We start from the raw sequence: 13,048 nt of genomic DNA on the forward strand, positions 1-13,048 counted from the left end.
CGGAGGACGTCAGCGTCGTCGGTTTAGACGGCAACCCCGTCTTCGCCTACGTCTCGCCTCCCCTGACCACCGTCCGTCAGCCCTTCGAGGCCGCGTCACGGGAAGGGATCCGGCTTCTCCTCCACGCCATCGAGAAGCCCGGCACCGAACTGCCGCCGGCGAGTGACCCACCCGTCCAACTCATCGTCCGCGGCTCGACCGCGCCGCCGCCCTCCCTCTGACCCACACCCGCATGCCACGGCTCCGGCGTAGGCCCATCCGCCGGGACGCCCACCCTGCCTCCGTTCCGCGCTTGTCCCACCGCGATCCCTGTACTCGCCAACCGCGCCTCGCAGCATGGCCCGATCGTTCCCCGGGCGACGCGCCAAAGAACTCCGCCGCATCCCGCATGGATCTGCACCAAGGCGGCGGACACCGAAACACCCCTTCCCTTTCCCCCTTGGGAGCCGCACATGTCCCCCGTACAACCAGGCGCCAGACCCGGCGCCGCTCCACGCCCCCGCCCCACCAAATTCCTGTTCTTGCTGCTCGCCCTGATCGCCTCGGTGGCGTCGCTGGTTCTACCCGCCGCGGGCAAGGCAGACGCCCTTTCCCGTCCCTCGCAGACGATGTACACCCCGCCGCCGGACGCGCCCGCGCCCGGCTCGCTCTACCCGCGAGCACTGCGTCTGCAGCACAACGGCTCCGCCAACGGCACCATCCTCGCCACCTTCGAGCAGTGGACCAACGGCACGCCGGTCTTCCCGATCTACCGCAGCACCGACAACGGCAACTCCTGGACCCAGATCTCCAGCGTCGCCGACACCCAGAACGGCTGGGGCATGCGATGGGAGCCCGACCTGTTCGAGCTGCCCACCGCGATGGGAGGTTTCCCGGCGGGGACCATCCTGGTCGCCGGTGACTCCGTCCCCAGCGACCGCTCGGCGACCAAGATCGACCTGTACGCCAGCACGGACCGCGGACTGACCTGGACCTTCGTCAGCAACATCGCCACCGGCGGACGGGCGATCTCCAGCAACGGCTACACCCCGGTGTGGGAGCCGGACTTCCTGTTCGCCAACGGCAAGCTGATCGTCTACTACTCCGACCAGCGTGACACCACCTACGGGCAGAAGATCGACCACCAGGTCACCACGGACCTGCGCACCTGGGGCCCGGTCGTGGACGACGTGACGAAGCCGACCTACTCCGACCGGCCCGGCATGCCGGTGGTCACCCGGCTGCCGAACGGCAACTACGTGATGACCCACGAGTACTGCGGCGCGCCCGAGGGCGGCTGCTCCGTGTACTACAAGATCTCCGCCGACCCCGAGGCGTTCAATTCCGCCACCGACCAGGTGCTGCGGGCGACCGACGGCACCATCCCCAGCGGGGCGCCCTACGTCACCTGGCTGCCCACCGGCGGCACGAACGGCACCCTCGTCGTCAGCGGCGACACCGTGCAGGACGTGTTCATCAACACCCAAGGCGGCGCCTCGAACGCCTGGGTCCACATCCAGTCCAACGTCGCCCGCGGCTACAGCCGCGGCATGCTCCCCCTGTCCGACGGACACAGCCTGGAGGTCTTCAGCGGGGGCCGCAACACCAACACCCTCAACCCGATCACCTACAGCACGATCGACCTGGGCGGCGGCATCTCCGACGGCGCCACCTACACCGCCTCCAACGCCGGCAGCAACCTGATGCTGACCATCGCGGGCGGCTCCACCACCAACGGCGTGGGCGCCACCCAGCAGAACGCCGACAACGCCACCGACCAGCAGTGGCGCTTCGTCCAGCAGACCTCGGGCTACTTCAAGATCTTCAACGTCGCCAGCGGCAAGGTCCTCGGCGTGCAGGGCCAGTCCACCGCCGACGGCGCCCAGATCCTGCAGTGGGACGACAACGGCACCCTCGACCACGAATGGGCCGTCGCCCCGAGCCCGGCCGGCGGCTACACCATCACCAACCGCGTCACCGGCAAGCTGCTCGAAATCCCCGGCGGCTCCACCACCGCCGGCACCGTCGCCGACCAGTGGAGCAGCACCTCCTGCGCCTGCCAGCGCTGGAACCTCACCCAGACCGCCCTGCCGCCGCTGGGCACCGGACAGTACGTCCTCGTCAACAAGAACAGCGGCAAGTACATCGACATCCCCGCCGCCTCCACCACCGCCGGCACGGCCGCCCAGCAGTACCACGACTCCGCCTGCTTCTGTCAGATGTTCACCTTCCAGTCCGCCGGCAACGGAGCCTGGACCATCAAGAACGTCAACAGCAACCTCAACCTGGACATCAGCAACTCCTCCACCACCGCGGGAGCCGCCATAGTCCAGAACACACCCTCCACCGCCGACTCCCAGAAGTGGACCCTCACCGACGCGGGCGGCGGCTACTACAAACTCCACAACGTCAACAGCTCCCTCGTCGCCGGCGTCGCGCAGTCCTCCACCTCCGACGGCGCCGCCGTCATCCAGTGGAACAGCCTCACCGTCGACGACCAGCTCTGGAAGATCGTCCGCATCAACTGACCCGACGAAAGGCAGGGTGACCGGCATCCCGCCGGCTGGGCTCGCCGACCAAGTCGGCGAGCCCAGCCATGCCTGTTCCGTACCGCGTCCACTCCGCCCCCCAGGGGGCAATACGCTGCTCGAGTCACTGACGGGCATCATCGTGTCCGAGGACGCGGACCGGCTCTCCACATACTCCGTACGCACCGCGCAGACGGGCCTGCACCACGCAGACAACGGCTTCAACGAGTACCTCTGCCGGTGCTACGGCTCCAAGGACAATGAGCTTGGTGCATGGGTCCGCAACCTGCGTGCGAACGGCCGTCCCGCTGGATCGCCGTCTCGGCGACGGCAGACAGCTTGCAGGGCCTCTCCGGGATGCGGCTGCCCCGCGCCGACACCCGCGGCTTGCTCGCGCGCGGCGCGCCCAGCTCACCCCCAAAGCAGGCCGGGCTGCCTGCCGATGGCCGGCGCCGGGTTCCCGCAATCGTCGTTGGTATTAGATGTCATCTCATTTGGCTGGGTAAGCTGCCGGTCGTGGCAGGGATCGTTGAGCGGCTGGTGCCGGCCGAGTTGTGGGAGATGTTCCAGCGGGTGGTGCCGGAAGCGCCATCGCGGCCTCAGGGGGGTGGCCGACGTCGGCACGGCGACCGCGAAGTGCTGGCAGCAATCATCTTCGTGGCGACCTCGGGCTGCACGTGGCAGCAGTTGCCGTCCGCATCGTTCGGGCCATCGGGTGCGACGGCCCACCGACGATTCACCGAGTGGACGAAGGCCCGCGTGTGGGCAAAACTCCACCGCCTGGTCCTCGACGAACTCGGCTCCCGCGGCGAGTTGGACTGGTCCCGCTGCGCGATCGACTCGGTGAACATGCGGGCCCTGAAAAGGGGGAGCTGACAGGCCCGAATCCTGTCGATCGAGGCAAGTACGACTCAAAGATCCACCTGATCACTGAGCGGACCGGTCTGCCCCTGTCTGTCGGGATCTCCGGGGCGAACCTGCACGACAGCCAGGCGCTGATCCCGCTGGTGAAGGGGATACCGCCGATCCGCTCGCGGCGCGGACGCCGGCGGCGCAGACCGGCAAAGCTCCACGCCGACAAGGGATACGACTACGACCACCTGCGGCGATGGTTACGTGGGCGCGGCATCCGGCACCGTATCGCCCGCAAAGGCATGGAGTCCTCGACCCGACTGGGCCGCCACCGCTGGACCATACAACGCACGATGTCCTGGCTCGCCGGATGCCGCAGACTGCACCGCCGCTACGAGCATAAAGCCGAACACTTCCTGGCCTTCACCAGCATCGCCTGCACCCTCATCTGCTACCGCAGACTCACCAAATGAGATGACGTCTAAGTAACCTGCCACCCGAACGCGCGTTCGGTAGCATCGCGTCGCCTGGATGAGGTTCCCGCCCGACGAATCGAGTGAGCCCATGAGTGACGACGTCCTCTCCGTCATTCCGACCGACCCGCACTGGCAGCCCGAGCAGGCCGCAGCTGACCGAACTGCGTCGATCGTGGAGGACCTGGCCCCCGGGCTCCCCGGCGGCGTCGCCGTCGAGATCGACGTCACCTGGCACGACACACTCACCGTTGTCGACTGCGGTCAGAATCTGCAGAAGATCGGTTGTCCCCACTGCGGCGCGTCGATCGACACCGAGTGGTGGGGCGACCTACTCGAAGCCCACTGCGACAACGGCTTCGCAACCCTCGCCGCGCTTGTCCCCTGCTGCGGCACCGCGACCTCACTGCACGCACTGGACTACGACTGGCCCTGTGGCTTTGCTCGATTCGAGATCGCCATCTGGAACCCCGAGCGCGCCTGGTTCAGCGACGAGGAACTGACCGCCATCGGGGACGCACTCGGACATCCAGTGCAGCAAATCAGGGCCCACATCTGACACACCTCAGCCCGCGAGGCCCGACATCACGAGTTCAAGTTCAGTAGCCGCCCAGTCGTACCGACCGGAGCAAGATTCGTGCCCGATCTCTCCCACCACGCCCGACGGCTGCGTGAGGTGGCCGACGCACTCGAAGCCCAATCCCATCCCAACGATCCCGTCTCCCCCCACCCTGACACGATGGAGATCATTGGCAACCGTCACACCAAACGAGGACAGCTCAACTACGCCGTTCCCGACGTTCTCCAGCTCCAGCGACGCATCCGCCGCTGCAACGCCGACCACGACGTCCCGCACGGCGACATCGCCGCATTGGCTTTCGATGCCTGGTTGCGCGCCAACGGCTATCCACCTGATCTCAAACCGCCCGAGCGAGACGCATTCGTGAGCGGCCGTCCCGATCGCCTCTCAATGGACGGCACGCCTCAGAACCTCGTGGCACGCCGAGCACCGCGGAACAGTTGTCGCTTCCTCGGACAGCCGACCTCCTGACGTCCTCAGCATCGGGTCTCCCGCTCCACGTCGCGGATGTGTGGCTTGACAAACATTCTTATCGGCCACATCGTATCCGTTACGGACGTCCGGCTCACCCCACAGCCCGGTTCACGGTTCGCCACGGCGCGATTCATCCTGGAGCTGATGCCGGGCGCGTGCGCGAGTAGACATCGCCACGTCTGTCGTACGGCCGGATCGACCTCGCGGTTCCTCCTGGCATGCGTACAAGTCGCCGGGGCGCGACGGAACAAGAAGAGGCCCTTTGATGGAGGACGGGTACGGCTTGAGGCTGACTCCGCGACGTACGGCGCCTTGGATGACGACCCGCCGGTGGGCGAACAGGACGGTGGCCCCCGGCGAGGTCCCGGATGTCTAGCCATTTCGCGAAAGCCAGGGCCGCGCTGTCCCCCTCGGACACGGAGTCGTACGTCACCTGGGAGCTGAGCCCGAGGCCGCCGGTCCTGGTGCGGGCGCCGTCTGAGATCTCGTCACGGAACAGGCCTCCGAGGCTTCCTGAGCAGTGCGAGAGGCAGCCGACGGCACCGGTCGTACTCGAAACGGCGTACTCCGACTGTAGCGCTGCACGTGCTCGGCGATGCCCACCTCCCCCGCCCCCGCCCTGCAGGATGGCGCCTCCGCGGACAGTCGGGAGCCGTCCGATCCGGTCCGAGGCGGGATGGGCCTGTCGCACCGGAGGGGGATCTGCCAACCACAGTTGTACTGCCAGATCAGTAGTGAGCTTCCTATCAGAAGGACGACGACAGCACGGACCGCTTCCCGACAGCCTGAGCGGGTTCCCGAAAGCAGATGTGGAGAGTCCCGCGTGGCTACCTTTCTTGATCGACTGGGCCGTCTGGCCTTCCGGCGACGATGGACCGTCGTCCTGATGTGGCTGGCCGTCATGGTCGCCGTCGGCCTTGCCGCCTCCCAGGCGCCCGGAACCTCCGACGAGAGGTTCTCCATGCCGGGTATCGAGGCGCAGAAGGCCTACGACCTGGCCCAAGAGCGTTTTCCCGGGGTCCTGGCCGACGGCGCGACCGCCCGCGTCGTGTTCGTCGCCCGGGGCGGGCAGAAGGTGACAGCGCCCGACAACAGAGCGGCCATCGAGAAAGCGGTGGCGAAGCTCGCCGGGGGTCCTCAGGTCAGCAGAGCCGACGATCCCTTCCGTACCGACGCGGTCAGCAGGGACGGTTCGACGGCGTACACGACGGTCACCTACGACGTGAAGGTCGCCGATGTCAGCAACACCAGCCGGGATGATGTGCAGGCGGTCGTCGACCGGGCCCGGGATGCAGGCCTGACCGTCGAGGCGGGCGGTGAGGCGCTGGACAGCGGCGGCGGGCCGGGCGGTGTGTCCGAGGTGGTCGGTATCTCGGTGGCCGCCATGGTGCTGCTGATCACCTTCGGTTCGCTGGCCGCCGCCGGACTGCCGCTGCTGACCGCGCTCGTCGGTGTCGCCGTGAGCCTCTTCTCGATCACGGCGGTGGCCGACATCTTCGGGCTGTCGGACACGGCCAGCACTCTGGCCGTGATGCTGGGTCTCGCCGTCGGTATCGACTACGCCCTGTTCGTCGTCTCCCGCTACCGCGAGGAGCGTGCGAAGGGCCGCACGCCGCAGGAAGCGGCCGGGCTGGCGGTCGGCACCGCCGGCTCCGCGGTCGTCTTCGCCGGACTCACCGTCGTCATCGCGCTGGTGGGGCTGTCCGTGGTGGGCATCCCGATGCTCACCAAGATGGGTCTGGCCGCCGCGGCGGCGGTCGTCGTCGCGGTGCTGGTCGCACTGACGCTGGTCCCGGCGCTGTTCGGCATGTGGCCGAACGCCGCCCTCTCGCGGACCTCCCGCAGAGCCGCCGTCAAGGGGCACCGCACCGAGAAGAGCACCGAGAACAACGGGGGCACCCGCTGGTCACGGTTCGTGCTGCGCCGTCCCGTACCCGTGCTCCTGCTCAGCGTGGTGGGCCTCGGGGCGATCGCTCTGCCGATGGCGAATCTGCAACTGGGCATGCCGGGAGACGAGGCGAAGTCCACCTCCACGTCCGAGCGCCGTGCCTACGACGACCTGGCCGAGGGTTTCGGGCCGGGCTTCAACGGGCCGCTGACCATCGTCGTGGATGCCAAGGGCGCGTCGGACGCGGCGGGTGCGGTGAAGGAGATCTCGAAGGAGGTCGCCGCCACGAAGGGGATCGTGGCTGTCTCCGCGGCCAAGTTCAACGACGCCGGTGACACCGCGATCTTCAAGGCCGTGCCGTCGACCGCGCCGACAGACGAGAAGACCAAGGACCTGGTGAAGGCCGTCCGGGTCGAGCGTACGGGCATCGAGTCCCAGGCCGGGGCGACCTTCCAGGTCACCGGGACCACCGCGGTGAACATCGACATCGCCGACAAGGTCCAGGCCGCGCTGCTCCCTTACCTCGCGGTCGTGATCGGCCTGGCCTTCCTTCTGCTGCTGGTGGTCTTCCGGTCCGTACTCGTTCCCATCAAGGCGGCCCTCGGATTCCTGCTGTCGGTGCTGGCGGCCCTCGGTTCGGTGGTCCTGGTCTTCCAGGACGGGCACGGCGCCGAACTGCTGGGCGTGGACCAGACCGGGCCGATCATGACCTTGATGCCGATCTTCCTCGTGGGCATCGTCTTCGGGCTCGCCATGGACTACGAGGTCTTCCTCGTCTCGCGCATGCGCGAGGCATACGTCCACGGGGAGCGGCCCGCGCAGGCGGTCACCACCGGGTTCCGGCACAGTGCCCGGGTCGTGGTCGCCGCCGCGCTGATCATGATCGCGGTCTTCGCCAGCTTCGTCACCGAGACGGACTCCATGATCAAGATGATCGGGTTCGGCCTGGCCGCCGCCGTTCTCTTCGACGCCTTCCTGGTGCGGATGACGATCGTCCCCGCAGTCCTGGCCCTGTTGGGAGACCGGGCCTGGTGGCTTCCGGGCCGGCTGGACCGGCTGTTGCCCCGCGTCGACATCGAGGGTGAGGCGCTCACTCTCCGGTCGGCCGAAGGTGCCGAAACGGACGGCAGTGCCGCGGACAGCCCGGCCGAGGTTCGCGTCTGATCGGTCCTTCCCACGACCAGCTGTTCCCGAGCCGCCCATGGCGAAGTCCACGGGCGGCTCGTGCCGACCGCACGGAGCAAGGCCATGACTCACCCGGAGTGCCGATGACGAGCGCAACACAGGAGTACGCGAACTTCCGCCCACGTGCCGCCGGCGTGGTGATGTCCCTGGCTCTGTGGACCTGCGCCGCTGTCGGCGACTCGTTCACCGCCTCCGACGCCCCGTCACTGGGTGGGGAATGGCCGGCCAAAGCCCTCGCCGCCCTTTCCTGTCTCGCCCTGTTGGCAAGTCGTCGCCGCCCGCGAACCGTCCTGGTCGTGATCGCCCTGGCCACAGTGATCACCATCCCCCTGGGCTACGCAGTCACCCCTCTGCTTCTGGCACCTCTCATGGCCGGGCTGTACCGGCTGTCCGCCGGCACCAACGACAAGACCACCCACGTCTACGGGTTCACCACCGTGGCGGCGGTGGTGGCCACCGTGGTGATCAACGACCCCTCGGACTTCAAAGGTGGCCCGATCCTGTGGCTCTTGCTGCCCCTGGCGTTGGGACGCGGCGCCCGGCTCCGCACCGCCTACCTCGAAGCCGTCCACGCTCGCGCCGAACACGCCGAGCAGACCCGCGAGGAGGAAGCACGCCTGCGCGTCGCCGAGGAACGCCTGCGCATCGCCCGCGACCTCCACGACGTCGTCGCCCACCACCTGGCCCTGGCCAAGGTTCAGGCGGGCGCCGCCGCTCACTTCCTGCGGGGCCGTCCCGACGAGACGCAGAAGATTCTCGCCGACCTGATCGGCACCACGACCTCGGCGCTGCGCGAGCTCAAGTCCGCCGTCGGGCTGCTGCGCGAGGCGAGCGATCCCGACTCCGCTCCCCTGGAGCCGGCCCCCGGACTCGCACGCCTACCTGAATTGATCACGGCGTGCGAGTCCGTCGGCATCACCGTCACGGTCACCACCCAAGGAGAGCCCAGACCGCTCTCGCCGGGAGTGGATCTGACCGCGTTCCGCATCCTTCAGGAGGCTCTCACCAATGTCACCAAGCACGCGCCGACGAAAGTCGCAGACATTCGGCTTGCGTACTCCAACGCCCGCCTGGTCATGACGGTCGCGAACGACGGAGCCACCGCCCCCGTCGCCGGTTTCCCGCGAGGCCGCGGCTTCGGACTCATGGGCATGACGGAACGCGCCCATTCCGTGGGCGGCGAACTTCGCGCCGGCCCCCGGCCCGAGGGCGGTTTCGAGGTCACCACCGCCCTACCGCTGTATCCACCTGCCCCGGAGGAAGAACGAACGCCATGACGATCCGTGTCCTGCTCGCCGACGACCAGGCCCTGATGCGGGCCACCTTCCGGACTCTGATCGAGTCCTGCGAGGACATGGAGGTGGTCGGTGAAGCCTGCGACGGCAAGGAAGCAGTGGACCTCGCACACATCCACCACCCCGATGTCGTCCTCATGGACATCCGTATGCCCGGTACGGACGGACTGACCGCCACAGCCGCGATCGGCAAGGCTCCGGAGCTGTCCGCGACCCGTGTCCTCGTCCTCACGACCTACGAGACCGAGGAGTACGTCGCCCGGGCCCTGCACGCCGGCGCGAGCGGGTACCTCGGCAAGGACGCCACCGTGGACGAACTCTTCACCGCCATCCGCACCGTGGCCTCCGGCGAGCCACTCCTCTCATCCGGAGCCACCCGCTCCCTCATCGCCCACTTCCTCACCATCCGGACGTCTCGCGACCGCCTGGTGCCGTCGGGACGCCTGGCCCATCTCACCGCCCGCGAGCGCGAAGTCATGGCCCTGGCCGCCGAGGGGAAATCCAACGAGGAGATCGCGAGCGCGTGCAGCATCAGCCCGCTGACCGTGCGCACCCATATCCAACGCGCCATGGCGAAACTGGAGGCCCGCGACCGCGCCCAACTCGTCGCCATCGCCTACCAGACGGGCCTGGTGCAGCCCCCACCGCCGGCTCGCTAAGGGACCGGGCGGCGTCCAGGGCGGCCCGCCTTCCGGGATCGCCTGCACCGGTCAGCGATCGCGTGCCGCACTGGGCGCGGTTTCCCTTCGCGATTTTTATGGATACTATGTAGCCGTAAAGATGCCCAACCCCAAGGCGGTTGCCGCGGCGTTCCAGCACCGATCCGTAGCGGCCTGGATACACGGCGCGATCACCCGAGTCGAAGGAGAGCAGTGATGAAGGCAGCAGTGGTGGCGACGGCCGGTGGGGTCGTACCCGAGTACCAGGACTTCCCCGAGCCCGAGGCGGGTTCGGGCCGGCAGATCGTCGAGCTCGTCGCGACGGCGATCCACCCCGTGGTGCGGGCCAAGGCGTCCGGCGGGCACTACAGCAGCACCGGGCAGTTCCCGCTGGTACCGGGCGTGGACGCGGTGGCCCGCACCGCCGACGGCACGCTGGTGTACACCGGCGACATCGAGGAGCCCTGGGGCACCTTCGCCGAGCGAATGGCGATCACCATGGCACTCCCCCTCCCGGACGGAATCGACCCGGTCGCCGTGGCGGCGGGCGTGAACCCGGGAATGTCGTCCTGGATGCCGCTCACCGGCCACGCGGACGAACACGGCGCCCCGGACACCGTCGTGATCATCGGGGTCACGGGAGCGGCCGGCGGTCTCGCCGTGCAGAACGCCCAGGCACTCGGCGTGCGGCGGATCATCGGCGTGGGCCGCGGCGCGGACGACCTCAAGCGCGTGGCCGGCCTCGGCGCCGAGACCGTGGAGATCACCGGCACCAAGGACACCGACGCGGCGGCCATCGGTGCGGCCCTCGACGGCAAGGCACCCGACCTCGTCCTGGACTTCCTGTGGGGCGGCGCCGCCGAGGCAGCCTTCCAGGCGTTGGCGTACGTTCCCGGCGCGGGCACCACCAGCTATGTGGAGATCGGCGGTGCGGCCGGCGAGCAAGCCACCGTGCCCGCCTCACTGCTGCGCAGCCGCCCCTTCCGCCTCAGCGGCAGTGGCATCGGCTCCTTCGACATGCGCCGCTACTTCGTCCAGGTCGCCGCCTACGTACAGCTCATCGCCGACGGCAAGGTGAAGGTGGACGCTCAGGCCTACCCTCTCTCCGAGGTCAGTCAGGCGTGGACAGCCCCCGCCGGCCCCCGCCCCGTCCTGACTGTCGGCTGACAAGGCGGCATACCCCGTCTGCACACGCGGGCCATGCCGGCGGTCACATCAACCCCGACAAGGCCCGCGCGCCGTGCGCGGGGCTGCGCAGCGCGTCCGCGGGCACCGCCCAGGAGTCCGGCGAAGGCATGACTCACCGGCTACCGTCACCGCCGCCACCGCCCGGCACTGCCAGCCAGCCAGAAGTGACGATCTCCTCATCTCTGACGGGCTGCGGATAGAGTGGGCCTGAACCCGTGAGAGGGAGCAGGCATGACGCAGGATGTCCCGAGCCGTGTGGAACGGCGGAAGGCGCGCACCCGCGCCGCGCTCATCGAAGCAGCCACGGCCTTCCTCGCGGCCGGCAGGACGAACGTCCCGATCCTGGAGATCACCCAGGCCGCCGACGTGGGGATGGGATCGTTCTACAACCACTTCGAGAGCAAGGAGCAGCTCTACCAGGCCGCGATCGAGCACGCCCTCGAGGCGTACGGGGACCTGCTGGACGAGCTGACAACGGATCTGACCGACCCCGCGCAGGTGTTCGCGCAGAGCTTCCGCCTGACCGGACGCCTGCACCGCCGCCAACCCGAACTCAGCAAGGTCCTGCTGAACAACGGACTGGCCCTGGCCGCGTCGGACAAGGGCATCGCCGCCCGCGCTCTGCGCGACATCGAAACGGCGGTCCGCGCCGGCCGGTTCACTGTGCACGACGCCGAACTCGCCCTGGTCACTGTCGCGGGCGCTCAGCTCTGCCTCGGACAGCTCCTGCACGACCACCCCGAGCGAGACGAAGCGGAAACCACCGATCAGGTCACCGAGGACCTGCTGCGCATGCTCGGCCTTTCCGCCGACGAGGCCCACGCGATCTGCCGACTACCCCTACCCGACCTCACCGCCAAAGGCCGTGAGGGCTCCGCCGCTTGAGAGGGCACTCGGCACTGGAGAGACCGGGCGCGCAGTCAGCGCCCGCCAGACACGTCGGCCACCTCGGACGGTTTGCGCCTGGCCCGCTCCAGGCCGTCGAGGAACAGGCCAAGGCCGAACCGGAACTCCTCCCGCAGCGGTAGAGAGGTCAGGTCGTCGGCCGCACCCTTCAACGCCGGGTAAGCGACCGGGGCCAGGGCGCGGTAATGGTCCCCCAGGCGCGCTCGGTCATCGGGATGCGGTGCCCCCGAGCCATGGTGCTGGATAGCGAGGCCCTGGACGTCTGCAGCGAGGACCCTCTCGCGTCGATGGAATGACGGACGATGGAATGGCGAGGAGCCGCCGCGTCACGCGACCACGGACGAAGCCCTGGCCGCCCGCGAGGAGAGCACCGGTTGTAGCGGTGCTCGACACCTTCAGTCGGCGACGCCGGAGGGCAGGGGACACCGGGCGATTTCGCGAGCCTCGGCGTCCGGCACGCCCAGCATGCGCAAGGCCATCTCGGCCAGGCTCGCGGCGGCCTCCTCGGCATGGAGATCGGGGCGGGAGAACCTCAGCTCGACCAACGACAACAACACCCCGCCCAAGGCGGACAGGGCGATGACCGGGTCGTCGACAGCGAAGCGGCCGGTGGCGATGCCCCGTTCCAGGTCACGTCGAGCGCGCGGGGCGACACCCTTCTCGGAGTGGATCTGAGCGAGGCCGCGGTGACGCAGGACGCGCATCAGATCCGGATGCGAGTCGACCATCCGGGCGGTGAGGCGGAAGCCTGCCGCGACGAGCTCGGCCGGGTCGTCGGTCTCCCTCAGTCGCTCGTCGATGGCCCGACCGAACTCCTCGAGGGCGTCCGACACCGCGGCGTCGAACAACTCCGCCTTCGAATCGAAGTGGTTGTAGAAGGACCCGAATCCCACGTCCGCCCGGTCGGCGATGGCCTGGATGCTGACCCCCGTGTCACCGGTCTCCGCGAGGATTTGCCGGGCCGCGGACACGAGGGCGTTGCGGGTCGCCGCACGGCGCCTCTCGAACCGGTTGCCGACCGGCGCTGATGTGGACATGGAG

The 13,048-nt window shown here is 68.6% G+C and carries 11 protein-coding genes; 10 read left to right on the forward strand and 1 reads right to left on the reverse strand.

Features of this window, described 5'->3' with window-relative positions:
* The 10 genes from ACWC09_RS43695 to ACWC09_RS43740 all read left to right on the forward strand — a co-directional run.
* Positions 1-221, forward strand: a 221-nt coding sequence (locus ACWC09_RS43695) for a substrate-binding domain-containing protein (protein ID WP_450856781.1), incomplete at its 5' end; no start/stop codon positions are given.
* A 231-nt stretch (positions 222-452) separates the two neighbouring features.
* Positions 453-2,507 carry an RICIN domain-containing protein gene (locus ACWC09_RS43700; RefSeq protein ID WP_450856783.1) on the forward strand — a complete coding sequence of 685 codons (2,055 nt, stop codon included), beginning with the start codon at positions 453-455 and terminating at the stop codon, positions 2,505-2,507.
* A gap of 561 nt (positions 2,508-3,068) precedes the next feature.
* A protein-coding gene (locus ACWC09_RS43705; RefSeq protein ID WP_450856836.1) for an IS5 family transposase occupies positions 3,069-3,832 on the forward strand; the annotation gives its coding sequence in 2 pieces (ribosomal slippage) (positions 3,069-3,368 and positions 3,371-3,832; 762 coding nt in all).
* Positions 3,833-3,923: 91 nt separating this feature from the next.
* Positions 3,924-4,391 (forward strand): hypothetical protein, encoded by a 468-nt coding sequence (locus tag ACWC09_RS43710; RefSeq protein WP_450856784.1) that lies wholly within the window; start codon positions 3,924-3,926, stop codon positions 4,389-4,391.
* Positions 4,392-4,469: 78 nt separating this feature from the next.
* Entirely contained in the window at positions 4,470-4,883 is a 414-nt protein-coding gene (locus ACWC09_RS43715; protein WP_450856785.1) for a hypothetical protein, read from the forward strand.
* Between the two features lie 826 nt (positions 4,884-5,709).
* Entirely contained in the window at positions 5,710-7,938 is a 2,229-nt protein-coding gene (locus tag ACWC09_RS43720) for an MMPL family transporter (protein ID WP_450856787.1), read from the forward strand.
* A 104-nt stretch (positions 7,939-8,042) separates the two neighbouring features.
* A complete protein-coding gene (locus ACWC09_RS43725) occupies positions 8,043-9,236 on the forward strand; it encodes a sensor histidine kinase (RefSeq protein ID WP_450856789.1) in 1,194 nt (397 codons plus the stop codon).
* Complete coding sequence (locus tag ACWC09_RS43730) at positions 9,233-9,913, forward strand: response regulator transcription factor (RefSeq protein ID WP_450856791.1); 681 nt, start codon at positions 9,233-9,235, stop codon at positions 9,911-9,913. Before ACWC09_RS43725 ends, ACWC09_RS43730 begins: the two co-directional genes overlap by 4 nt.
* Before the next feature lie 216 nt (positions 9,914-10,129).
* Positions 10,130-11,080 carry a quinone oxidoreductase family protein gene (locus tag ACWC09_RS43735; protein ID WP_450856793.1) on the forward strand — a complete coding sequence of 317 codons (951 nt, stop codon included), beginning with the start codon at positions 10,130-10,132 and terminating at the stop codon, positions 11,078-11,080.
* Between the two features lie 252 nt (positions 11,081-11,332).
* A complete protein-coding gene (locus ACWC09_RS43740) occupies positions 11,333-11,986 on the forward strand; it encodes a TetR/AcrR family transcriptional regulator (protein WP_450856794.1) in 654 nt (217 codons plus the stop codon).
* 416 nt (positions 11,987-12,402) lie between these two features.
* Here ACWC09_RS43740 and ACWC09_RS43745 read toward each other — a convergent pair whose 3' ends face one another.
* Positions 12,403-13,044 carry a TetR/AcrR family transcriptional regulator gene (locus ACWC09_RS43745; RefSeq protein ID WP_450856796.1) on the reverse strand — a complete coding sequence of 214 codons (642 nt, stop codon included), beginning with the start codon at positions 13,042-13,044 and terminating at the stop codon, positions 12,403-12,405.
* Positions 13,045-13,048: the final 4 nt, after the last annotated feature.

Source organism: Streptomyces sp. NPDC001617, from assembly GCF_053596855.1.